The organism is Gracilibacillus massiliensis (assembly GCF_001458115.1).
Taxonomy (GTDB): domain Bacteria; phylum Bacillota; class Bacilli; order Bacillales; family Amphibacillaceae; genus Gracilibacillus; species Gracilibacillus massiliensis.
The window spans coordinates 301,999-323,149 of the sequence record NZ_CZRP01000013.1 but is presented as its reverse complement, the minus strand read 5'-3'; the positions used below and the strand labels follow the sequence as shown (position 1 = coordinate 323,149).

Here is a 21,151-nt window from a genome sequence, read left to right as displayed (position 1 = left end):
ACAATGCTTACGATAGGAAATCATCAATTTAATTCACGTTTATTTTTGGGAACAGGTAAATATCCCGATTATGATATTCAAAAGAAGGCAGTAGACGTTTCAGAAACAGAAGTACTTACGTTTTCAGTGAGACGTATGAATATCTTTGATCCAGACCAACCTAATTTTTTAGAAAAAATCGATCTGAACAAGTATCGTTTTCTACCAAATACTGCAGGAGCAAAAGATGCAGAAGAAGCGGTTAGGATAGCAAAATTAGCAAATGCCTCAGGACTTTGTGACATGGTGAAAGTGGAAGTGATCGGGTGTCCTAAAACGCTCTTACCTGATCCTGTCGAGACATTAAAGGCAACTGAAATATTGCTTGCAGATGGCTTTACTGTTTTACCATATACTTCAGATGACGTAGTCCTTGCAAGAAAATTAGAAGAGCTAGGTGCTCACGCTATTATGCCTGGTGCTTCACCGATAGGATCCGGACAGGGAATTATTAATCCACTTAATTTGCAATTTATTATCGAACAAGCGAACGTTCCCGTAATTGTGGATGCTGGGATCGGTTCACCAAAGGATGCCGCATATGCAATGGAATTGGGAGCGGATGGTGTATTACTAAATACGGCTGTTTCTGGCTCACGGAATCCCGTACAAATGGCAGAGGCAATGAAGTTGGCGATAGAGGCTGGACGGTTAGGTTACTTAGCTGGAAGAATTGACAAAAAAACATATGCGGTTGCAAGCAGTCCTGAGGATGGGATCAGTGTTGGTGGATAATCGATATTCTCGGCAAACCTTATTCGAGCCAATTGGAGAAATTGGTCAAAAGAGATTACGAAATAGCCATGTGTTGATTATTGGTGTTGGTGCCCTTGGTTCAAGTAGTGCGGAAATGCTTGTAAGAGCTGGCGTAGGGACAATTACACTTATGGACCGGGACTATGTAGAAGAAAGCAATCTCCAGCGTCAACAACTATTTTCAGAAGAAGACGCCAAAAATAAAAACCCAAAAGTAATGGCGGCCAAAAATAGATTGCAAGAAATCAATAGTCAAACAAAAATAAATGGCCAACTTACCGACGTAGGAGTAGAAGAACTTGAAGCGATTGTACATGACGTGGATGTAATCATCGATGCGACAGACAATTTCGATACACGTTTAATCATTAATGATATTTGTCAAAAATACCAAACCCCTTGGATATATGGGGCATGTGTAGCGAGCTATGGTGTCACCTTTACTGTCTTACCAAATAAAACTCCATGCTTGCAATGTATAATGGATCATATTCCAAGTGATGGTGCCACATGTGATACGGTTGGTATTATCAGTCCCACCGTTCAAATGGTGGTGGCTCACCAAGTCTCCGAGGTATTAAAGATATTAACAGAAAACTTTAGAGCACTTTCTGGTAAATTGATCGCCTTTGATCTATGGAAAAATCAAAAAATGGAGATAGAAGTGGCTTCATTAAAAGATGAGAGTTGTCCATCCTGCGTTCAAAAAATCTATCCTCACTTAGATTATCAATCACAATTGAAGACAGCGGTATTGTGTGGGCGAAACACGGTACAGATTAGAGCCGGAAAACAACGAAGTTTCCATTTTTCTGATTTTAAAAGACATTTGAAAAAAATCGATTTAACAAATTACCTTGAAAATCCTTATCTTGTTTCCTTTGAAATCAATGAGTATAGAGTAGTGGTATTTCATGATGGCCGAACGTTAATTCATGGTACTAAAAATATTCAAGAAGCAAAAAAAATCTATTATCATTTTGTTGGTTGAAGCAGTTTTTAAATCTGCTTCTTTTTTTTTCACAAATCATTCATTTGTTTTTATAGGCGGGGTATGTATAATTAATGTGAAAGGGGAATGTGAAAAATGGACAAGAAAAAAGACACATTGCTATTTATTGTCTGGGCGCAGAGCTTAGTCGCTACGATGGGTAGTTTATTTTATTCCGAAGTCATGGGATACATACCGTGTGAGTTGTGTTGGTATCAGCGCATCTTGATGTATCCACTTGTTGTAATTTATGGATATGCATTATATAAAAAAGACATACGCTTTGCCTTTCCAGGACTCCTTTTAAGCGGGATCGGTATTTTAGTATCGACGTATCATTATTTGATCCAAAAATTTCCTGGTTTACAGGACGCAGGAAGTGCTTGCGGGGTCGTTCCGTGTAATGCTACTTATGTCGATTATTTCGGATTTATTACCATTCCTTTTCAAGCATTGATAGCTTTTCTTGTTATCTTTAGCATTCACGCCTATTTAATGGTTCAACAAAGGAGAGTATAAAGTGAAAAAAATGATTATATTTGTACTAGTTCTTGTTTTAATTTTCGGAGGATTAGTATTTATTGTGAATTATCAAAATTCCAAGCAATTAGATGGTGTTGATAACCCTTATGGTAAAACGGATTTAAACCAGACAACAATTGATCAATTAGATGATGAAATCTATCAAAATCAAATATTGCCTGATGAACTAGCAGAACGGCTTGATAATGGTGAAGATACAACTGTTTATTTCTATGATCCTAACTGTGTTCATTGTCAAAAAACAACTCCTGTCCTTGTGCCTATTGCAGAGGAATATGGTGTGGATTTAGTCAAGATGAATTTAGAAGAATTTCAAGATCAATGGGGCGCCTACAATATTCAATCCACTCCAACAATGGTGCACTTTGAAGATGGAGAGGAATCAGCAAGAATCGTAGGAGAACAACCACAATCGAATTTCGAAAGCTTTTTTGAAACAGAAGTGTTGGAATCTGAATAGTTAAAAAGAGGCTGATTGCGCATCAGCCTCTTTTATATTTTAAAAATTATGTTCTTTTCGCAATTTGAATGTCATCGGAAAACACCAAAAAACATCGATCGAAATCCCGACGAGGAGCGATCTAATCGGCAAAAAAGCAGAAAACATCGATCGAAATCCCGACGAGAAGCGATCTCATCGGGAAAAAACAGAAAACATAGATTGAAATCCCGACGAGGAGCGATCTCATCGGCAAAAAAGCAAAAAACATCAATAGGAATCCCGATGAGTTTTTATTCTTCCTCTTCTCCAACGTCGAAAGTCTCTGTATAGACATCCCCAGAAATATAGGAATCCTTTTTCTTATTAGGTAAAGGTTCTGTGTTTTTCCATTTTTGAAAATACTTCTGTTCCTGCCATTCCACTAATAAGATATAAGAGTGACCACGTTCTGGCTTTAAAATTCTCGCGGCAATCACTCCTTCAACAAGAGCGAGTTCCTTTACTTTTTGTTTGAAGTCCATCTCAAAAATTGGTTTCCCTTCCTCTGTAACAGGGAGATGGGATAAGCTGCTAAAAGCTATCTCTGTTAAAGTACCTAAATGTTCAAGAACATGGTAATTTCTACTCGATTCAAATATAGACGGTTTTGTATCTTCATAATAGGCAACAGTTTTCACACCATTGTGCATAAGGAGAAAAGTTGAGAGACTGTGCTTTTCTTTTAACGTTTCTAAAAATGGATAGGTCCCATTCGTCATATAAGCTTTCATAATTTATCTCCTCCATTCTTCTCATAATTATAACATTCGTCTCTTTCTTCCATTCTATGATAAAATAAAACTATTGTCGAAATTTAGAAGAAAGGTGGTGTAACCGTTTGGAAAAAGAGAAGCTACTATCAGTGCTTCGGTCTGCATGGAGTTGGATAAAACGATATAAATGGATCACTATTACAGTGTCGGCAATGTTGTTGTTATCGGTATTAGGTTATCTTTTTATTATTTTTGGCGGACGCTTTATTTTTGATGAAAAGGCAGTTATTTTACCTGCTGCTTCTACTGTTGTAGCAGAAGATGGAACAGTAATTGGAAAGCTATATACCGAAAACAGAGACTATGTGACGATCGAGCAAATTCCGGACCATGTCGAAGAAGCATTTATTGCCATGGAAGATCAGCGTTTCTATGAACATGCGGGTATTTCTTTTCCTGCTGTTGCACGCGCTGTTTACCGTGATATATTAGCAATGAGTAAAGTGGAGGGTGCTAGTACAATTACCCAACAATTGGCTAAAAACCTCTTTTTAGTTAATGATAAAACATGGATGCGAAAAACGAAAGAAGTAATGGCATCGATTTATTTAGAGCGCAATTATAGTAAATCTCATATATTGGAATTATATTTAAACGAAATTTACCTTGCACATGGCATTTACGGGGTAGGAACGGCAGCAGAATATTTTTTTGGGAAAGATATTGAGGATTTAAATGTAGAAGAGGGTGCATTATTAGCTGCAATGGTGAAAGCGCCAAATACATACAGTCCACATAACGATCTTGAAGCGGCTAAGCAACGACGAGACCTTGTATTACAGCAAATGGCTAACAATGGTACTATTTCAACGGAAGAAATGCTTGATTTACAAGCAACATCGATCGACCTGCAATCACAAAAAGAAGAAAGAGATCCATGGTTGGATGACTACTTCGCCTATGTATTGGAGGAAGTAGAACAATCCTATGGCTTAAGTCGAGAAGCGCTAAAAAGAGGTGGTTATACGATACATGTCAATATCGATTCCACTGCCCAAAAAATTGCGTACAATCAGTTGCAAAAGAGTGATTTTTTTCACGGATCGAATCAGTCGATCGATGGTAGTTTTGTATTAATGGAACAAGAAACAGGCAAACTGCGAGCATTAATAGCGGGTCGAGATTTCGAGTTGAATGATACCAACCATCTTATTACCAAAAAACAACCAGGTTCCGTGATTAAACCACTAGCTGTATATGGACCAGCAATGCAATTAGGGAAATATTCACCCTATGATCTGATCCCTGATCAAGATATTGATTATGACGGTTACCGAGTAGGTAATGCTGATGGTGATTATGATGGCGAGGTGACGCAGTATCAAGCAGTTGTAGAGTCGAAAAATGCTCCTGCTGTATGGTTGCTAGATCAAATAGGCATCGAGTATAGTAAATCGATTTTGGAAAAAATGAATCTAAATATAAAGGATAATGGGTTAGCAATAGCATTAGGAGGACTTGAAACAGGACTTACTCCAATTCAAGTAACAGAAGGCTACCGCACCTTTATTCATCATGGAGAATGGGTCGATTCCAGTAGTATTGCAGCGGTGTATGATCGTGATCAAGATCGTCTGCAATCAAAACAACGAGAGAAAACAACTGTGTTTAATTCGCAAACTTCTTGGAATATGCTACGGATGTTGGAAGCCGTAGTTAAGGAAGGAACTGCACAAGCTGGAGATTACCCAAAAGCATTAGCAGGTAAAACAGGCTCTACTCAACATCCAAAGGTCGATGGAGCTGTGAAAGATGCATGGTTTTCTGGGATGACACCTGAATATGTGGTGACATCATGGATTGGTTATGAATCTGCAACAAAAGATAACTATCTAACAATTGGTTCAGAGGCTTCGGTTCGATTAACAAAATCGATCTTAACAGAGATTGATAAACAAGTACCACTTACAGAAGAATTCACTATACCGGATGATGTCGAGGATTTGCCGGAACCAATTGAATTACCAGTCATTGAAGACTTAACAGCGACGATTCAATTCGGAGGTTTTTCGATATTTAATGGCGTCTTAAATTGGACTCCTGCTGACGATAAGAGAATTATTTATCGTATCTATGAACAAACTGCTGAAGGAGAGCAATTGATTGGTGAAGTAGAAGGGCAAGGTTCCTATAAAATAGATCGAATCAATGTTTTTAATACAGGAGAGTATTATGTGGTTCCATATAATCCACTTACAAACAAGGAAGGAGAACCTTCTAATATCGCGTCCTTAAAGATTGACTTTTGACCAGTAACTATTTACAATTACTTTTTAGTTATAATAATTACAATTTAGTGAACATTTTTTGAAAATACTATACAGGATAGGCCAAAACTTCTATAGTAGAATGGAATGGTAAAAAAGGGTGATAAAAAATGACAAAATTCAATGATACAATTTTAAAAGCATTCAGAGGAGAAGAAACAGACTACACGCCTGTCTGGTATATGCGACAAGCGGGTAGATCGCAGAAAGAATATCGAGAGTTAAAAAAGAAATATTCTTTATTTGAAATTACACATCAACCAGAACTTTGTGCCTATGTAACTCGATTACCAGTTGAAATGTATGATGTAGATGCGGCAGTCCTATATAAGGATATCATGTCACCATTACCAGCTATTGGAGTCGATGTCGAAATCAAATCAGGAATCGGTCCAGTGATTGATAACCCAATTACTTCTCTTCGTGATGTTGAGAAATTAGGAACAATCGATCCAGAAAGCGATGTCCCATATGTAATGGACACAATTCGCCTCTTAACAAAAGAACAATTGAACGTACCTTTGATCGGTTTCAGTGGTGCACCTTTTACACTGGCAAGTTATATGATTGAAGGTGGGCCATCTAAGAATTATCATAAGACGAAAGCATTAATGTATAGTGATTCAAAAGCATGGTTTATGCTAATGGATAAATTAGCCGACATGACGATTACGTACGTTAAAGCCCAGGTAAATGCCGGAGCACAGGCAATTCAAATTTTCGATTCATGGGTAGGAGCATTAAATGTAACAGATTATCGCACCTACATTAAACCGATTATGAATCGTATTTTCAGTGAATTACGTGAAACAAATGTACCGTTAATTACGTTTGGGGTAGGGGCTAGTCATCTTATCAATGAATGGAATGACTTACCCGTAGACGTAATTGGACTTGATTGGAGAATGTCAATTGCCGAAGCACGTGATTTAGATGTTACAAAAGCACTTCAGGGTAACCTGGATCCAGCCTTTTTGTTATCGGACTGGCAAGTTGTTGAAGAAAAAACAAAACAAATTATTGACGAAGGTAAAAAACATCCAAGTCACATATTTAATTTAGGACATGGAGTAACACCTGAAATTAGTCCAGATCGACTCAAAAAACTAACTGAATTTGTTCATCAATATTCACAACGATAAAGAGAGGATGCATATTCATCATGGCAAAGAAAAAAGTAGGATTACTCGTAATGGCATATGGAACACCTTACCAAGAAGCGGATATTGAACGTTATTATACCCATATTCGTCGTGGCCGCAAACCAACCCAAGAAATGTTGAATGACTTAACCGAACGTTATCAGGCGATTGGTGGTATTTCACCTTTAGCACGTATTACAAAAGAGCAGGCAACAGCACTTGAAAAGCAGCTTAACGAAAAACAAGATGAGGTTGAATTTGTCTACTATCTTGGCTTAAAACACATTGAACCTTTTATCGAGGATGCAGTAGAACAAATGGCTCAAGATGGTATTAAAGAAGCGATTTCGATTGTATTGGCACCTCATTATTCTACCTTCAGTGTCAAGTCCTATAACGGCAGAGCACAAGAAGAAGCAGAAAAGTATGATATCGCGATTCAGTCTGTCGAAAGCTGGTATGATGCAGAAGGCTTCATCAGCTATTGGTCTGATGCCATTAAGCAGGAGTATCAAAAGATTGAGGATAAGGATAAAGCAGTTCTTGTTGTGTCTGCCCATAGTTTACCAGAGAAAATTTTACAAAATGGTGATCCATATCCAAAACAATTAGAACGAACTGCTGAATTGATTCAGCAACAAACAGGTATTCCAAATGTTGAAATTGGTTGGCAAAGTGAAGGCAACACGCCTGATCCATGGTTAGGACCAGATGTGCAAGATTTAACGAGAGATCTTTTTGAACAAAAAGGTTACCGCTCATTCATTTATGCACCTGTTGGTTTTGTTGCTGATCACTTAGAAGTATTGTATGACAATGATTACGAATGTAAGGTGGTTTGTGAGGAAATTGGTGCAGACTATTATCGACCACCAATGCCAAACGTTGAACCATTGTTTATTGAAACTTTAGCAGGAGTAGTTCTTGAAAAACTGCAAAGTGATGATCAGTCATGAAAAACATAACGATTATAGGCGGCGGTATTGCAGGGCTTACTGCCGCTTATTATTTAAATAAAAAGATAAAGGAAGAAGGCTTGGACTACCATCTGCAATTGTTGGAGGCTGGTAACCGCCTAGGCGGGAAAATTGATACAGAACGTCGGGATGGATTTACGATTGAACGTGGTCCGGATTCCTTTTTAATTCGAAAGCAATCTGCTGAACGCCTTGCACAAGACGTAGGTATTGGAGATAAGCTTGTCAAGAATGGAACAGGTAAATCCTACATTTTAGTTGAAGATGAGCTTCATTCAATGCCACAAGGTTCCTTTATGGGGATTCCAACACAAGTAAAGCCATTTCTAAACTCTAGTCTATTCAGTTTTACTGGTAAATTACGAGCAGGACTAGATTTTGTCAAACCAAAAGGTGAACCAGCTGAAGACCAATCATTAGGCAAATTCTTTAGAAGACGTTTAGGTGATGAAGTCGTTGAAAACTTAATTGAACCATTACTGTCTGGTATTTATGCAGGAGATATGGACGATCTAAGTTTGATGGCCACCTTTCCAAATTTCTATCAATTAGAACAGGAATATGGCAGTCTGATTAAAGGATTGCAAAAAACAATGCCAGCTCCACCACAGACACCAGCAAAAAAACGAAGTATGTTTTATAGTATTACTGGTGGATTACAGACATTAGTTGATGCATTAGAAGATGCTTTAGGTGAAGTAGTGTCAAAGCAAACAGAGGTTAAGGAAATTTCGAAAAAAGAAGATGGTTACCAATTAACACTGGAAAATGGTAAGGAACTGCAAAGTGATGCCGTGTTAATTGCTACCCCATATCCTGTTATGAAACAGATGCTAAAGTCTTATGATTTTGTCTCAGAATTAGCGGATATGAAAGCTACTTCAGTCGCAAATGTGGCGTTAGCTTTTGACCAATCCGCCATTAAAGAGGATATCGATGGAACTGGTTTTGTTGTATCACGTAATAGCAATTATCGAATCACCGCATGTACCTGGACCCACAAGAAGTGGCCAGAAACAGCGGCACCGGAAGGAAAAGCATTATTGCGCTGTTATGTTGGGCGTCCTGGTGACGAGGACATTGTAGACCTTTCTGATGAATCTTTAGAAGAGCTTGTATTGCATGATTTAAATAAGATTATGAAAATAGATGAAAAACCTTTATTCACTGTTGTGTCTCGTTGGAAAAATGCAATGCCACAGTATCGAATCGGACATAAGCAACGAGTCGAACAATTAGAAAACGGCTTAGCTAATCACCTTCCGGGTGTATTCGTAGCGGGCAGTCCATATCGTGGTATCGGCATTCCAGACTGTATCGATCAAGGCGAAGCAGCAGCAGATAAAATAATGAATTTCTTAGCAGAGTAACAACATGTTTCTCTGCTTTTTTTATATAAAAATACACAAAAAAAAGCAGCTAATAATTAGCTGCAGGTGTCTGTCTTTCACATATATCTCGATTAATTGGATGGGAATGTTCATCATCCTTGTTCAGCAGGATAAGAAGGATGAAAGAAACGAAAGATATGGGTGTAAAAGACATTAACAGGTTAAATGGCGGGATGACTGCAGTTATCACAGGTGTTATGATAACAGTCTGCTTGTTCTACAATATCATTTCCGCACTTGTCACACTTTTTTCTGGGAATGTTGCGAAAGAATTCTAAGATGTTGATCATTCTGATACCCTCCCAAAAGAGTGTCGTACGAATATTGTATTATAACAAAATAAAAAAATCAATACTTTGTATTAGTACAATTTCAAAAAATTGTTTTATCAACGTTGATCTTTTATACTGATAGTTAATGAGAAAAATATAAAGGAGTGTTGTTGATAGATGAAATTTATTGATAATAAAGGGATTATAGATCCACAGATAAATTTGGCAATAGAAGAGTATGTGCTCAAGAAGTTTGGGGAAGAAGATACATATTTATTATTTTATATTAATCAACCATCGATCATCATCGGAAAGAATCAAAACACAGTAGAGGAAATTAATACCGATTACGTCGATGAAAATGGTATAAAAGTAGTTCGCCGCTTATCTGGTGGAGGAGCTGTCTATCATGATGAAGGTAACTTGAACTTTAGCTTTATCACAAAAGATGATGGTGACAGTTTTCATAATTTTGCAAAATTCACAGAGCCTGTAGTGGAAGCTTTAAAGAAATTAGGAGTACCAGCTGAACTAAAAGGTAGAAACGACCTTCTCGCAGATGGACGTAAAATCTCTGGTAATGCCCAGTTCACTACGAAAGGACGTATGTTTAGTCATGGTACGTTGATGTATGATTCGGAAATCGAAAATGTCGTACGTTCTTTAAACGTAAAAACAGAAAAAATTAAATCAAAAGGTATTAAATCAATCCGCAGTCGAGTAGCTAATATTTCAGAATTTATGGAAGAAAAGCTATCGATGGATGATTTAAAAGCACATATTTTAAAACATGTTTTTGAAGTAGAGAATGTGGAAGACGTCCCGCAATATGTGTTAACAGATCAAGATTGGGACAACATTCACCAACTATCAAAAGAACGTTACCAACAATGGGATTGGAACTATGGGAAATCCCCGAAATTTAATATTCAGCATTCCCATAAGTTTGATGGTGGTTTAGTAGATGTGCGCTTAGATGTTCATAAAGGAATCATCGAGCAATGTACGATCTACGGTGATTTCTTTGGTGTGGGAGATGTCAAAGAATTAGAAGAAAAATTAAAAGGGGTACGTTATGAACGAGCAGCAATAAACGAAGTATTAAGTGAGTTAGACGTTTCACACTATCTTGGTAAAATTACAAAAGAAGATTTCCTTGGATTAATTTATTAATATTCAAACCTCTTATCAAAGGCGATAAGAGGTTTTTTGAAAAATTTTATAGTGTGATACATGTATAATGATGATAATAGATGTTGAGACTTTAATAAAAATGGAGAAAACTTATGAAAAAAATATTATTCTTATATATAGCATATCTAACAGTAGATTTCCTATACTTTTATTTCCTCTATCCATTGGACTCCTTAAGTGATTCAAGATATGGTGCAATGTCCCATGCGTTCTTTTTTGCGATGTGGCCGTTGCAACTTCTTATTTTAGCATGGCTGGTAAAACATCCAAACTTCGTAAACCGATTAGAAAAAAAGAGATATAAGTTTGTCCTGTATACTACATTTTTAATCGTACTAGATTATATCATTCACTTCCCGCTTCGAGTGATCTGGTACATACTCAGTGTTAGAGAAGGAACACGAACTCAAGGATTTATCTCATGGTTACTCGAAGGTTGGTTGAGCACGGGGTTATTTTGGGTTTCGTTATTTGTGATCGTAGCAGGGACAAGTTTTGTTATTAAAAAATGGCCAGCAATATGGGGATGGATTTTATGGGCACTATCGATTCCAATTGTGTTATTTGTTATGTTTGTGCAGCCGATTTTGATCGATCCGTTATTTGATGACTTTAGCTCATTAGAGAATGGCGAGCTAAAGCAGGGTATAGTCGATTTAACTACGCAGGCAGGTGTTGAAGATGCAGATATCTTTGTCGTTAACAAAAGTGAGAAGGTCTCTACCTATAACGCTTATGTGACAGGAATTTTTGATCATGCTCGCATTGTCTTGTGGGACACAACGGTAAATGGTATGCAAACTAGCGAGATCCTATTTATTATGGCTCATGAGATTGCGCACTATATTTATCACCATGTTTACTGGGGAATCGGATTGTATCTTGTCTTAAGTCTGCTCATTTTATTGGTACTTCAAAAACTCTCACACAATTGGATTGATGCCTATAAACTACCATCATTAACAAAGCTATTGCTTATAACAGTCATCATATTAATGGTGATGCAGCCTGTTCAGTTGTTCGTCTCACGACAAATGGAAATACAAGCAGATCGATACGCAATAAAACAAACGGAAAACCTGGAACCCGCACTAGCAAGTTATCGCCAATTAGCAGAACAATCGAAAACAGATATTTCACCGGCTTTCTGGATCAAACTTTTACGTTCCAGTCACCCGCCAATTGCCGACCGAATTGCACGAATTGAGGAAGAAATAAAAAATCGTGAAACGAATCAATAGGTCTGTTCGTATATAGTAATAGAGGTGATAGAAAAAATGGATGCATTTTATCAAAAAATCGTAAAAGCTCAAGAGGAAAAACGAAAAATCAATCGTTTAAAACACGAACGGAAAGAATTGTCGGTTGATTTAGAGAAATTAGAAAAACAAAAAAGCGAATGCTACCAAAGACTGCAAGACGAAAAGGTAGATGTGGAAAAGTTAGAATCAATCAGTATCAGCAATTTATTTTATACGGTTACTGGTAAGAAGTTAGAAAAACTCGATCAGGAAAAACAAGAAGTCGTCAGAGCACAATTACAATATCAAGAGGCAAAGGAATCGCTTGAAGACGTCAAAGAGGATATTGGTGAACTCGATCAACAGATTCGTGCTTTAGGTGAGCCTGATGTCCGTTATCAGAATTTACTAGAAGAAAAATATCACCTTTTACTAGATTCTAATCATCAGAGTGGCCAAGAGGCGTTAGATTTATTAGAGCAACTCGGTGTCATGCAGGATGAGAAATCAGAAGTAGCAGAGGCGATTGCAGCTGGAGAAGAAGTGAAACGAGCATTATCCTCGGCAACTGATTCATTAGATAGTGCAAAAAACTGGGGAACGGCTGATATGCTTGGCGGCGGGATCATTTCGACATCTTTAAAACACAGTCATTTAGACGATGCTGAACGTGCCACACATGAGGCGCAGCGTTTACTTAGAAAATTTTCCCATGAATTAAATGATATCGGAAAATCATTTAAGGCGAACATCGAAATTTCAGGTGGTTTAACTTTTGCAGATTACTTTTTCGATGGTTTAATCATGGATTGGTTTGTCCAGGATAAAATCAATAAATCGGCTGAACAAGTGAGTGATATGTATCAAAAAGTAGATCAAACAATCAGTCAATTGAAACAACTAAATCTCAATTTAAATGAAACGATAAAGAAAGCCGATCAGCAGTGGGAAACGATTGTATATAATGCTTCGTAAATAGTGATCTATTTGAATATTGTTAAAAGAAAGGGCATTACTTGATAACAGGTAATGTCCTGCCTTATTGAACTAGCACCAACAAGACTAAAGCCTATTCCACAATCTATTAACACCCCTTAACCCTCTACCGTCAAAAGTTAATTTATAAACATCTGGCATATCGAGATTTTTCCAAAATGAAAAATCATACTGAGAATCGAAGTGATTCATAATTAGAGCCATTATATTACCATGTGTACCGATAACAATGTTTTTATCAGTGTACTTATTCAATACGTTATAAGTTGCTTCTACACCTCGTTTTTGAGCAACCCTATTGGACTCACCACCATCCAAGAAAAAATTGAAATCCTCCCATACTTTCACTACTTCCTGATTAAAATCTTTAACAGGATTTGCTGTTAGTAATCGTTCTTTAAATTCCTCTATAATTACAACCTCTTTACCTAATTGAGATGCAACACCTTCTACCGTTTGAACTGCTCTCATATAAGGGCTAGATAAAACAATGTCAATTTTCTCCGTTTTTAATAATTCATTTACTATAGCGACATCTGCAAAACCTCTATCTGATAAAGGCCTTCCTAATTCATCAGGCGTATAGAAAGAGTGGGCGTGTCTTACAAAATATAACTTAGTCAAGTTAATATCAGCTCCCATTTTTTTAGGTGATCCTCCCAGCTATTCAATTTTAGCAATCTATAATACTACTTAATTTTGAAAAATTTTAAAAATTAAAGTGTATATATTTTTAAAGCGTGCTACATTCGATATGTGTCAAACAAAAACAAGATAAGAAGGGATGAAAAATAATGAAATTTAAAGTCGAAGTATTTCCAAATTATCGAATTGCTTATATGCAAAGAGTTGGACAATATGGTCCTGACAACATTAAAGTTATGGAGAATTTGAAACAATGGGCTAAAGAGAAAAATCTCCTTGAATCTGCAATTCTATTTTGTATCTCACATGATAATCCAGAAACAACACTTCCTGAAAACTGTAGATTTGATGCGTGCATTGTAATTTCAGATGATTATAAAGTGGATGATTCTGTTCTTGAAAGACGGCTTTCTGGTGGAAAGTATCTTACTTACGAAGTTAAACATACAGCAGCTGATATTCAAGAAGCTTATAGTGATATTTTTCAATCACTACAAAATAACGGGTTTGAAATGGATGAAAAGCCAATTTTGGAAAAATACATTGGCGATAGGATCAGCAACGATTATTGTGAAATTTGTATTCCTATAAAATGATAAAAGGTTTTAAAAATATCATTGATTGAACCAATATTATATTAACAAAATAAGAAGAACAAATTGTTTATGAATGTTGACAACTTTTGTTCTTCTTTCATCCATGTAATATTGAAAGAAATTATATGTAGAATCTAATTATAGAAATACGCCATTTAAATTTATAAATCTTGAGACAGTCGAACCATGTCCCGACAATGTATACCGTTTTCAAAAATATCTTCTGGATAGTGTCTAATGAAAAAATCAATATCAATATTTACAATTCTAAAACCGCATTTTTGGTAAAGTGCCAATTGTTCGATGCTTGAATTTCCGGTTCCGATTTCTATTGTTTTGTATCCTTTTGACTTGGACTTTTCAATCGCATCTATTACAAGTTGTTTTCCTAAACCTTTACCATGATGCTTTTCTGTTACTGCAATATTTACTAACTCCACTGTTTCTGGTCTAGTTGGAAGTAATACAAATACACCAATAATTTGAGTATCACTTTCTGCTAGATAGCATTCTCCTCTTGATAAATATTTTTCTACTATATCCTTGCAAGGGTCAGCAGTTAATAATAAATCCATTGGAGGCTTTCCATCTTTTGTTAATTTACGGATAATCATAATATTCTCCTAAAATTACTTTATTTTTTACACTTTTCATTTTCTAATAAGCTTAATAACAGTTTTTTTACTGCTTTCCAATCGTCATCAATAATACTGTAAAAGACATAATCTTTCCCATTATACTTTTTCCTTAAAACTCCCTCTTTTTTTGCTCCTATACGCTCAATCGCTTTCTGAGACCTGATATGGTTAATAGTTGTAATCAATTCAACACGAACTGCATGCCACTGCTCAAAAGCATATTCTAATAATAGATATTTACATTCGGTATTAACTTTTGTTCTCCAAACTTCTGGACTATACCATGTCCATCCAATATTTAAGTTCTTATTGGATTCGGATATTCTTAAAAATCTTGTCATGCCAACAACTTTATCTAAGTGCTTATCAAAAACTACATAGGGAAACTCTTCTACACGTTCTTTACCTTGAATCGCTGAACGAACAAATTCTTCCATATCTTTCGCGGAATTAACCTTTGTAGGTAAGAAACTCCATATTTCTGGGTGCTTCGCGCTTAGATATAGTTCTTTAATATGTGCCATTTCAAGAGGAAATAATATTATCCTTTCACCTTCTAACTTTATAAAATTCATCTGATATTCACCCAACTTTTAATGTTTTAATAGTTAAACTGCTTGCTTTGCTTATATAAAGATTAGTTTTACTTTATAAGGGCATATCTTTTTCAAATAAAAATACGTTAGAAGAGAGAGTTAATGAACAACCCCTTGGAATTCATAAGGAACTGATTTATCAAGCAAATATCTGATGCCATTCTTATGGTATGGCATCATTTCACCAGCTGTTTGTAAATTTACCCACTTCACCTCTGAAATTGTTTCTGTGTCTTGTATAGCAATTGCACCGCTTATTATCCTTGCTTTGAATGTGATAAAAAGTGCATGATTGTTATCATTTTTCATCAAGGCTTCATTTACGGAAAGGATATGATCTATCTCGATATTTAAGCCAGTCTCTTCTTTTGCTTCACGAACAGCTGCTTGCAATAGAGTTTCTCCTGGTTCAACAGATCCACCAGGTAACGACCAATTATTATGTTTAATATTTTTAACCATTAAAATTCTTTCTTGAATGTCATCATATATAAGCGAATATACTACATCTACTCTTTTCATTGAAAACAACCCCTTTTATGTTTCTTGTTTCATCGTATACATAATGATATATATATCTTGACAAATTAAATATACGTTAGCATTGATTCCAATCTCTTTTTAACAAAGAAAAAGAATAATGGTCATAATACTTACCTCTAAATAAATGCTTGTCTCTATATACTCCCTCATTAACAAAGCCAAGTTTTTCTAATAACTTTATAGAGTTGACATTATCTAAAGCAACAAAAGCGTTAATTCTATTCAATCTCATATTATTAAATCCACTTTCAATTACACTAATTAATGCTTCCTTCATATATCCTTGTCCCCAATATTCGTGCCATAAATCATAGCCTATTTCTGCAATATTGTTTAACCTGTCCCAATTATCATATCCACAGGTTCCAATTTGTTCTTGGCTAGCATCTTTTTTAACTAATATCCAACGATTGTATCCCTTTTCTTCTGGATCTTTATTCCACTCAACAAACTCTATTGCATCATTTCTACTAGTAAATAACTCTTCATCATATAAAAATTTACAGACTCTATCATCACTATAAAGCTTATAAATAAAATCAATATCCTCATTATTTACATTTCGCAAAAATAATCTATCTGTTTCAAAATTCGGAAACTTTTTATGGTCAATCATTTGCTATACTCCTCAAGATTTATTAAATTAATGTGATACACTGGTACAATAAGGGCTGCCGAATTAATTATCCTGTATTAATAACATTGGGATGATGTGATTATTTCAACTAATTCTTCAATTGATCCAGTAATTTTTTGGACTTCTGATAGATGATAGAACGTACTGGTAGTCTCGAAATTATCCACTTCATTATTGGGTGAGTAAAGAAATATCTTTTTACTCTGTCCAAGTGCAATACCTAATTCAATATGACTTCCTTTTCCTGCTGGCAATAAGATGATTATAAAATCCGCATCCATTACTGCATTTTTTTCTTGTATGCCTATTTCCCTTAAATCCTCGAAAGTGGTAGCCCTTTCATTTCTGGTCCAATCATAGGTTTGGATATAGCCCTTATCTTTTAACTGATTACTAACGAATTGAACGGTCTTAAAATTTTTAAAGCTTGATGCAATATAAAATCTTTTCATATCATATTTCTTCCTCTGTAGTTGAATTGATAAGCTAATTTAGAAGTACTTTGTTTTAGGAATATAATTTTAGTAAATCTTGGTGAAAAATATTAGTCCCATTAATTTCGAAAAAATATTCTAATTGCCACTTTTGTGTCTCAACAGCTTGTTTGTTAGTGGGATGATCCCAAATAGGGTAAACTCTCAAAGCCATTTTTCCTTTTGTAGTATCTGTTTTAAGGATATTTTGTTTTAAAAGAACATTCTTTGGAAAAACAAATTGTCCAAATCTTTTTCCACTATCAAATGTATTAATAACCAATAAATCAGTAGCTTTGTCATATGAAAAAGCTTGGTTTTTATTGGCATCATTCTTTTCCCAAAAGGATACAAACTGTCCTACTTTATTGGGTGTTTTCTTTGCCACTCTGAATCTAATAGATTTTGAATTTAATTGAAACATACCTGCACCATATTCTGAATTTTGAGATTCTTCTTGGATAGCTGTTAAAACAAATTGATTTGGTTTATATAATTTGTCTTTTACAAAGGATAATGCCTTATAAAATTCATTCATTATCTGTTCCCCCTTAAATTCTCACTATTTATGAATTATAATTAATTATTAAATAGCACCCTTTCCTTTTATTTGCATAAAAAAGTTAGGCTTGTCAAGTGGGGTAAAACCAAATTTCGCATAAAATGAATGTCCATCATCTGTGCTTAACAAAAGTCTGCGAATATTCAATTCTTCATAATTAGTAATTATATCAAGCAACCAATTTCCCAACCCTTTCTTTCTATACGGAGTTAGAATAAACACGTCTTGTAAATATGCATGAGTAACCAGATCGGAAATTACCCTTGCAAACCCTATTTGTTTCTTCTTCCTATCAAATGGGTTTATATAATACAAGCCGAAACAAAGAGATGAATTATTTATTGATTTAATAACATCTTCTTTGGAAATTCCTTTTGACCAGTAAGATTCATTGCTCAAAAAGTTATAAATAACATCCAGTTCTAACTCAGTTTTATCCATAGTAATAAGATAATCTCCATTTCTCCAATTTTTTTTAACCAAAAGCTTCACCTCAAATTATATTTTTGTATAATTATACATTTTTTTGAATGTTAATACAATGTTTGTAGGTTATCTTCTTTAACATACCTGCCCGTTTAATATAATTATTTCTATATAAACAGCGTTAATCCTTCCTGAATTAATACCTTGTATGTTCAATGAGGTTATTTATTATTCAGTAGTCTATTCGCAAGAAAATCCTTTGTGATAAAATAAGCATTAGTTGTAAATAATGGTGACTTTATTTGGTTTGTTCTTAGTAGATCTCCCAATTCATCAAAGTCAAACAAGTTAGATTTTATATCCTCTGTGTCATCTATATCTTGTTCAAATTCTTTATAGTCTTTAAAAGTGCTCTGACGGTAATTATTACTGCACCTATAATAGTAATAGTGATTCCCATTCCTTTTTTAGAACGTTTAGATGTAGAGAAGTCCCCGCAACTTCGCAAGACTATAAATCTGTATATTTATGTTGGAATACTATGGATGGTTCTTGAATCTCTTTCATCATCTTTACCCAATACGTTTGTTTAATACTATTGGTAGAAACAGCATATTGACTGGATATTTCATTCCATTTTGATGTCGTAGTATATATATGTTCTAGCTTTGATTGCGCTTCTGGTGGAAATGTTATTATATCAAGTCTATCTAAGTCTTCTTCTAAGAAATTTTCTTCTATATATTCTAAATCACTGGATATTAAAGAAGAGGTATTTTTCGTTGCGTTTTCTAATCCTTTCGCACGACTTGGATGTATCGCTCTACCCATTTTTTCTATTTCATAACTACTCTGTTCTAATACTTTGAATCCCTTTTTTAACTGTTTCCATTGGGCATACGGAATTTCATTTTCGCTCTTTAAAGTATATAAAATGACTGAAGTGATATATGCCTCATTCTGGAACGAATGCAACATTTCCGTTAGTTGTGGGTTTAAATAGTCTCGTTGATTATTCACCTCACTATGCTTATTATATCCATATAAAACGCTCAGAAATAATAAAAAAACTAATATATAATATCTCTTTTTTGAAAGTTTAATCATATGAAATCATCCTTAAAGCAGTTTCTAATTTTTCTTACATATCTTTCAGCTATACTTCTTTCTAAAAATTGGGAGTGACCCTCTCTTAATAGTAAGGATTACTTAAATTGCTCATAGTAGTTCTTTGGATTAGATATATTATTTTCTACGAAGAGCTCTGCTTGGCTTATAAACATTTCAATGTAGGATTCCTTATCCATTGATATACCTTTTAGATCCTCAATACTGCCTTCAATATTCACTGTATCTTTCTTCAAATCTATAACAACAGTCATATAAACTTTATCCTTGTATGAAACCGTTCCAGTCACTTGTTTATTCTGCAAATCAACCACTGGATATTCATGTTTTACACCTGTTGGTCTGAATAAAGTATATCCAACATTTGATTTATCACTATTTTTTGTCATTATGAATTACCACCTTTTTAAGCACCCGTTACTTTAAGTGACATTCTTTTTACGACGGAATTAAGGCCCAGTCCAATATAATGTTCTGACTAAGTAAGGGAAAACCACAGTTATAAAAATGATCGCACCATTTCCTCCTAATCCACTCTTTTTAAGACCACCTTTTTCTGCAAATAATGCTGCTATAAAGCCAATTACAGATGCAATGACTCCACTTATAAAAAATATACCGTTAGCAAATAAAATAGAAACAAGGTAAGACATCAAACCAATGAAAAAGAGAATAATTGAAAATGCACCTAGTTTTCCTTTCATAGTATTTCACCTCCAATTATTTTACTGAAAACAACTGCCAATTCGCTCATGATGAAACTTTCATTCACGCTACATTTATATTAACATAAAATGACAAATCCTTTTTTGTAGAAATGTTGAGAATGGCTTTGATCATTGTGTATTAAGCTTAAGATTTTGTACAGATATTATTTTTATACAGATTAATAAATATAGAAAGAGTAAATCTCAGTCTATATTATTTTCCTTCATCAAACGAAAAATCAGATAATATTCAGGCTACTTTTCCAGTATATACAGGGGTTGAATAACAGGAATATAATGGTATAATCTTATGAAATCATTAATTCAATAATAGATTCCTATATTGAAAGGACCATATATATGAAAAAAACAGATTATTCTGCAATAGCTGACAGGTATGATCACAATCACTTTCGAGTGGATGAAATACAACATGACCATGACCTGAAAAATTACATAAACGCTCACCACCAACAAGAATACCAAGTATTAGATTTATCATGTGGAACAGGGAATTATTTAGTAAAGCAAGATCACTTTTTAAAAGATTTCCCTATTAAGTGGTTTGGACTTGATGCCGCTGAAGAAATGTTGAGAATCGCTAAAGAAAAGAATGGACACGTAACATTTGACCATGCCTATGCAGAAAACATGCCCTATCATTCAGGAAAGTTTGATTACATTGTAAATAACTACGCCTTTCACCATTATCTTGATAAAAATCAAGTCATTGACGAGGTTTACCGTATAATGAAAAAAGAAGCCGTATTTAAAATGCATAATATTGCTATCCACCAAATGCATAAATGGTGGGTTTATCATTATTTTCCGTCTGCTTATGCTGAAGACGCTCAACGTTTTTTGGAAAAAGATATGATTTATCATGAACTGAAAACAAGGGGATTCGAAGTGAAAATACACATTCATTATAGAATGGAAGAAATAAAAGTAGTCGAATACCTAAGATTAGCTGAAAATCGCGATATATCTGTTCTTACTCTCATCAGTGATCAGGATTATCAAGAAGGTTTAGAAAAAATGAAATTTGATCTTAATAAAAACCTCGAGAAAACCATTATAAATGATTTTGCTGAAATGTTCTGTCTTGCAAGAAAATACTAATTGCCACGAGGTGAG

At 34.9% G+C, this 21,151-nt stretch carries 26 protein-coding genes; 13 read left to right on the top strand and 13 right to left on the bottom strand.

From position 1 onward, the window contains the following. The first annotated feature begins 3 nt into the window (after positions 1-3). The 4 genes from BN3107_RS13945 (at position 4) to BN3107_RS13930 (ending at position 2,789) form a co-directional block, all read left to right on the top strand. Positions 4-774 carry a thiazole synthase gene (locus tag BN3107_RS13945; RefSeq protein WP_058308253.1) on the top strand — a complete coding sequence of 257 codons (771 nt, stop codon included), beginning with the start codon at positions 4-6 and terminating at the stop codon, positions 772-774. Beyond that, positions 767-1,786 carry a MoeB/ThiF family adenylyltransferase gene (locus BN3107_RS13940; protein ID WP_058309251.1) on the top strand — a complete coding sequence of 340 codons (1,020 nt, stop codon included), beginning with the start codon at positions 767-769 and terminating at the stop codon, positions 1,784-1,786. The genes BN3107_RS13945 and BN3107_RS13940 overlap by 8 nt, the downstream gene beginning before the upstream one ends. 96 nt (positions 1,787-1,882) lie before the next feature. Then, on the top strand, positions 1,883-2,305 hold the full coding sequence (locus BN3107_RS13935) for a disulfide oxidoreductase (protein ID WP_058308252.1): 423 nt from the start codon (positions 1,883-1,885) through the stop codon (positions 2,303-2,305). 1 nt (position 2,306) lies between these two features. After that, positions 2,307-2,789: a thioredoxin family protein gene (locus BN3107_RS13930; RefSeq protein WP_231735333.1), complete on the top strand. Its 483-nt coding sequence runs from the start codon at positions 2,307-2,309 to the stop codon at positions 2,787-2,789. A 272-nt stretch (positions 2,790-3,061) separates the two neighbouring features. On the opposite strand, the gene BN3107_RS13925 is transcribed toward BN3107_RS13930, so the two are convergent. Continuing rightward, positions 3,062-3,541 (bottom strand): hypothetical protein, encoded by a 480-nt coding sequence (locus BN3107_RS13925; RefSeq protein WP_058308251.1) that lies wholly within the window; start codon positions 3,539-3,541, stop codon positions 3,062-3,064. A gap of 107 nt (positions 3,542-3,648) precedes the next feature. On the opposite strand from BN3107_RS13925, the gene BN3107_RS13920 reads away from it, so the two are divergent. From BN3107_RS13920 to hemY, 4 genes are all read left to right on the top strand, one after another. Continuing rightward, complete coding sequence (locus tag BN3107_RS13920; RefSeq protein WP_058308250.1) at positions 3,649-5,832, top strand: transglycosylase domain-containing protein; 2,184 nt, start codon at positions 3,649-3,651, stop codon at positions 5,830-5,832. 128 nt (positions 5,833-5,960) lie between these two features. Then, on the top strand, positions 5,961-6,992 hold the full coding sequence (gene hemE / locus BN3107_RS13915) for a uroporphyrinogen decarboxylase (protein ID WP_058308249.1): 1,032 nt from the start codon (positions 5,961-5,963) through the stop codon (positions 6,990-6,992). Between the two features lie 20 nt (positions 6,993-7,012). Beyond that, positions 7,013-7,948: a ferrochelatase gene (gene hemH, locus BN3107_RS13910; RefSeq protein WP_058308248.1), complete on the top strand. Its 936-nt coding sequence runs from the start codon at positions 7,013-7,015 to the stop codon at positions 7,946-7,948. Then, on the top strand, positions 7,945-9,339 hold the full coding sequence (gene hemY / locus BN3107_RS13905; protein ID WP_058308247.1) for a protoporphyrinogen oxidase: 1,395 nt from the start codon (positions 7,945-7,947) through the stop codon (positions 9,337-9,339). Before hemH ends, hemY begins: the two co-directional genes overlap by 4 nt. Before the next feature lie 182 nt (positions 9,340-9,521). Here hemY and yhfH read toward each other — a convergent pair whose 3' ends face one another. Next, entirely contained in the window at positions 9,522-9,650 is a 129-nt protein-coding gene (gene yhfH / locus BN3107_RS19460) for a protein YhfH (protein WP_077065130.1), read from the bottom strand. A 159-nt stretch (positions 9,651-9,809) separates the two neighbouring features. Between yhfH and BN3107_RS13900 the strand changes: the two genes are divergently transcribed. The 3 genes from BN3107_RS13900 to BN3107_RS13890 all read left to right on the top strand — a co-directional run bounded on the left by BN3107_RS13900 (position 9,810) and on the right by BN3107_RS13890 (position 13,042). Further along, the gene (locus tag BN3107_RS13900) at positions 9,810-10,805 is read left to right on the top strand and encodes a lipoate--protein ligase (RefSeq protein WP_058308246.1); all 996 of its coding nucleotides are present in this window, start codon (positions 9,810-9,812) and stop codon (positions 10,803-10,805) included. 113 nt (positions 10,806-10,918) lie between these two features. Then, positions 10,919-12,067, top strand: a complete 1,149-nt coding sequence (locus BN3107_RS13895; RefSeq protein WP_058308245.1) for a M48 family metalloprotease — start codon at positions 10,919-10,921, stop codon at positions 12,065-12,067. 36 nt (positions 12,068-12,103) lie between these two features. Then, positions 12,104-13,042, top strand: a complete 939-nt coding sequence (locus BN3107_RS13890; RefSeq protein WP_058308244.1) for a hypothetical protein — start codon at positions 12,104-12,106, stop codon at positions 13,040-13,042. An 87-nt stretch (positions 13,043-13,129) separates the two neighbouring features. Here BN3107_RS13890 and BN3107_RS13885 read toward each other — a convergent pair whose 3' ends face one another. Then, on the bottom strand, positions 13,130-13,687 hold the full coding sequence (locus BN3107_RS13885) for a histidine phosphatase family protein (protein ID WP_058309249.1): 558 nt from the start codon (positions 13,685-13,687) through the stop codon (positions 13,130-13,132). A gap of 170 nt (positions 13,688-13,857) precedes the next feature. Here BN3107_RS13885 and BN3107_RS13880 point away from each other — a divergent pair, with 170 nt between their 5' ends. Further along, the gene (locus BN3107_RS13880; protein WP_058308243.1) at positions 13,858-14,304 is read left to right on the top strand and encodes an AraC family transcriptional regulator; all 447 of its coding nucleotides are present in this window, start codon (positions 13,858-13,860) and stop codon (positions 14,302-14,304) included. A gap of 161 nt (positions 14,305-14,465) precedes the next feature. Here the strand turns inward: BN3107_RS13880 and BN3107_RS13875 are convergent, their stop codons facing one another. The 10 genes from BN3107_RS13875 to BN3107_RS13830 all read right to left on the bottom strand — a co-directional run bounded on the left by BN3107_RS13875 (position 14,466) and on the right by BN3107_RS13830 (position 20,011). After that, complete coding sequence (locus BN3107_RS13875) at positions 14,466-14,918, bottom strand: GNAT family N-acetyltransferase (protein WP_058308242.1); 453 nt, start codon at positions 14,916-14,918, stop codon at positions 14,466-14,468. A gap of 20 nt (positions 14,919-14,938) precedes the next feature. Continuing rightward, on the bottom strand, positions 14,939-15,517 hold the full coding sequence (locus BN3107_RS13870; protein WP_058308241.1) for a GNAT family N-acetyltransferase: 579 nt from the start codon (positions 15,515-15,517) through the stop codon (positions 14,939-14,941). Between the two features lie 120 nt (positions 15,518-15,637). Then, positions 15,638-16,060 (bottom strand): NUDIX hydrolase, encoded by a 423-nt coding sequence (locus BN3107_RS13865; protein ID WP_058308240.1) that lies wholly within the window; start codon positions 16,058-16,060, stop codon positions 15,638-15,640. A 76-nt stretch (positions 16,061-16,136) separates the two neighbouring features. Next, positions 16,137-16,697 (bottom strand): GNAT family N-acetyltransferase, encoded by a 561-nt coding sequence (locus BN3107_RS13860; RefSeq protein WP_058308239.1) that lies wholly within the window; start codon positions 16,695-16,697, stop codon positions 16,137-16,139. 77 nt (positions 16,698-16,774) lie between these two features. Next, complete coding sequence (locus BN3107_RS13855; protein ID WP_058308238.1) at positions 16,775-17,170, bottom strand: hypothetical protein; 396 nt, start codon at positions 17,168-17,170, stop codon at positions 16,775-16,777. A gap of 55 nt (positions 17,171-17,225) precedes the next feature. Next, positions 17,226-17,729, bottom strand: coding sequence for a MepB family protein (locus BN3107_RS13850; protein ID WP_058308237.1), 504 nt, complete (start codon positions 17,727-17,729; stop codon positions 17,226-17,228). 48 nt (positions 17,730-17,777) lie between these two features. Further along, a complete protein-coding gene (locus BN3107_RS13845) occupies positions 17,778-18,236 on the bottom strand; it encodes a GNAT family N-acetyltransferase (protein ID WP_082631318.1) in 459 nt (152 codons plus the stop codon). A gap of 453 nt (positions 18,237-18,689) precedes the next feature. After that, positions 18,690-19,286 carry a hypothetical protein gene (locus BN3107_RS13840; protein WP_058308236.1) on the bottom strand — a complete coding sequence of 199 codons (597 nt, stop codon included), beginning with the start codon at positions 19,284-19,286 and terminating at the stop codon, positions 18,690-18,692. A gap of 98 nt (positions 19,287-19,384) precedes the next feature. Beyond that, entirely contained in the window at positions 19,385-19,696 is a 312-nt protein-coding gene (locus BN3107_RS13835; RefSeq protein ID WP_058308235.1) for a hypothetical protein, read from the bottom strand. A gap of 60 nt (positions 19,697-19,756) precedes the next feature. Continuing rightward, a complete protein-coding gene (locus BN3107_RS13830) occupies positions 19,757-20,011 on the bottom strand; it encodes a hypothetical protein (protein ID WP_058308234.1) in 255 nt (84 codons plus the stop codon). A 363-nt stretch (positions 20,012-20,374) separates the two neighbouring features. Here BN3107_RS13830 and BN3107_RS13825 point away from each other — a divergent pair, with 363 nt between their 5' ends. Continuing rightward, entirely contained in the window at positions 20,375-21,136 is a 762-nt protein-coding gene (locus BN3107_RS13825) for a class I SAM-dependent methyltransferase (RefSeq protein ID WP_058308233.1), read from the top strand. Positions 21,137-21,151: the final 15 nt, after the last annotated feature.

Coding starts and splice junctions, on each gene's coding strand:
- BN3107_RS13945 (WP_058308253.1), top strand. CDS start 4: ATGCTTACGATAGGAAATCATCAATTTAATTCACGTTTATTTTTGGGA.
- BN3107_RS13935 (WP_058308252.1), top strand. CDS start 1,883: ATGGACAAGAAAAAAGACACATTGCTATTTATTGTCTGGGCGCAGAGC.
- BN3107_RS13925 (WP_058308251.1), bottom strand. CDS start 3,541: ATGAAAGCTTATATGACGAATGGGACCTATCCATTTTTAGAAACGTTA.
- hemE (WP_058308249.1), top strand. CDS start 5,961: ATGACAAAATTCAATGATACAATTTTAAAAGCATTCAGAGGAGAAGAA.
- hemH (WP_058308248.1), top strand. CDS start 7,013: ATGGCAAAGAAAAAAGTAGGATTACTCGTAATGGCATATGGAACACCT.
- hemY (WP_058308247.1), top strand. CDS start 7,945: ATGAAAAACATAACGATTATAGGCGGCGGTATTGCAGGGCTTACTGCC.
- yhfH (WP_077065130.1), bottom strand. CDS start 9,650: ATGATCAACATCTTAGAATTCTTTCGCAACATTCCCAGAAAAAAGTGT.
- BN3107_RS13900 (WP_058308246.1), top strand. CDS start 9,810: ATGAAATTTATTGATAATAAAGGGATTATAGATCCACAGATAAATTTG.
- BN3107_RS13895 (WP_058308245.1), top strand. CDS start 10,919: ATGAAAAAAATATTATTCTTATATATAGCATATCTAACAGTAGATTTC.
- BN3107_RS13890 (WP_058308244.1), top strand. CDS start 12,104: ATGGATGCATTTTATCAAAAAATCGTAAAAGCTCAAGAGGAAAAACGA.
- BN3107_RS13880 (WP_058308243.1), top strand. CDS start 13,858: ATGAAATTTAAAGTCGAAGTATTTCCAAATTATCGAATTGCTTATATG.
- BN3107_RS13875 (WP_058308242.1), bottom strand. CDS start 14,918: ATGATTATCCGTAAATTAACAAAAGATGGAAAGCCTCCAATGGATTTA.
- BN3107_RS13870 (WP_058308241.1), bottom strand. CDS start 15,517: ATGAATTTTATAAAGTTAGAAGGTGAAAGGATAATATTATTTCCTCTT.
- BN3107_RS13865 (WP_058308240.1), bottom strand. CDS start 16,060: ATGAAAAGAGTAGATGTAGTATATTCGCTTATATATGATGACATTCAA.
- BN3107_RS13860 (WP_058308239.1), bottom strand. CDS start 16,697: ATGATTGACCATAAAAAGTTTCCGAATTTTGAAACAGATAGATTATTT.
- BN3107_RS13855 (WP_058308238.1), bottom strand. CDS start 17,170: ATGAAAAGATTTTATATTGCATCAAGCTTTAAAAATTTTAAGACCGTT.
- BN3107_RS13850 (WP_058308237.1), bottom strand. CDS start 17,729: ATGAATGAATTTTATAAGGCATTATCCTTTGTAAAAGACAAATTATAT.
- BN3107_RS13840 (WP_058308236.1), bottom strand. CDS start 19,286: ATGATTAAACTTTCAAAAAAGAGATATTATATATTAGTTTTTTTATTA.
- BN3107_RS13835 (WP_058308235.1), bottom strand. CDS start 19,696: ATGACAAAAAATAGTGATAAATCAAATGTTGGATATACTTTATTCAGA.
- BN3107_RS13830 (WP_058308234.1), bottom strand. CDS start 20,011: ATGAAAGGAAAACTAGGTGCATTTTCAATTATTCTCTTTTTCATTGGT.
- BN3107_RS13825 (WP_058308233.1), top strand. CDS start 20,375: ATGAAAAAAACAGATTATTCTGCAATAGCTGACAGGTATGATCACAAT.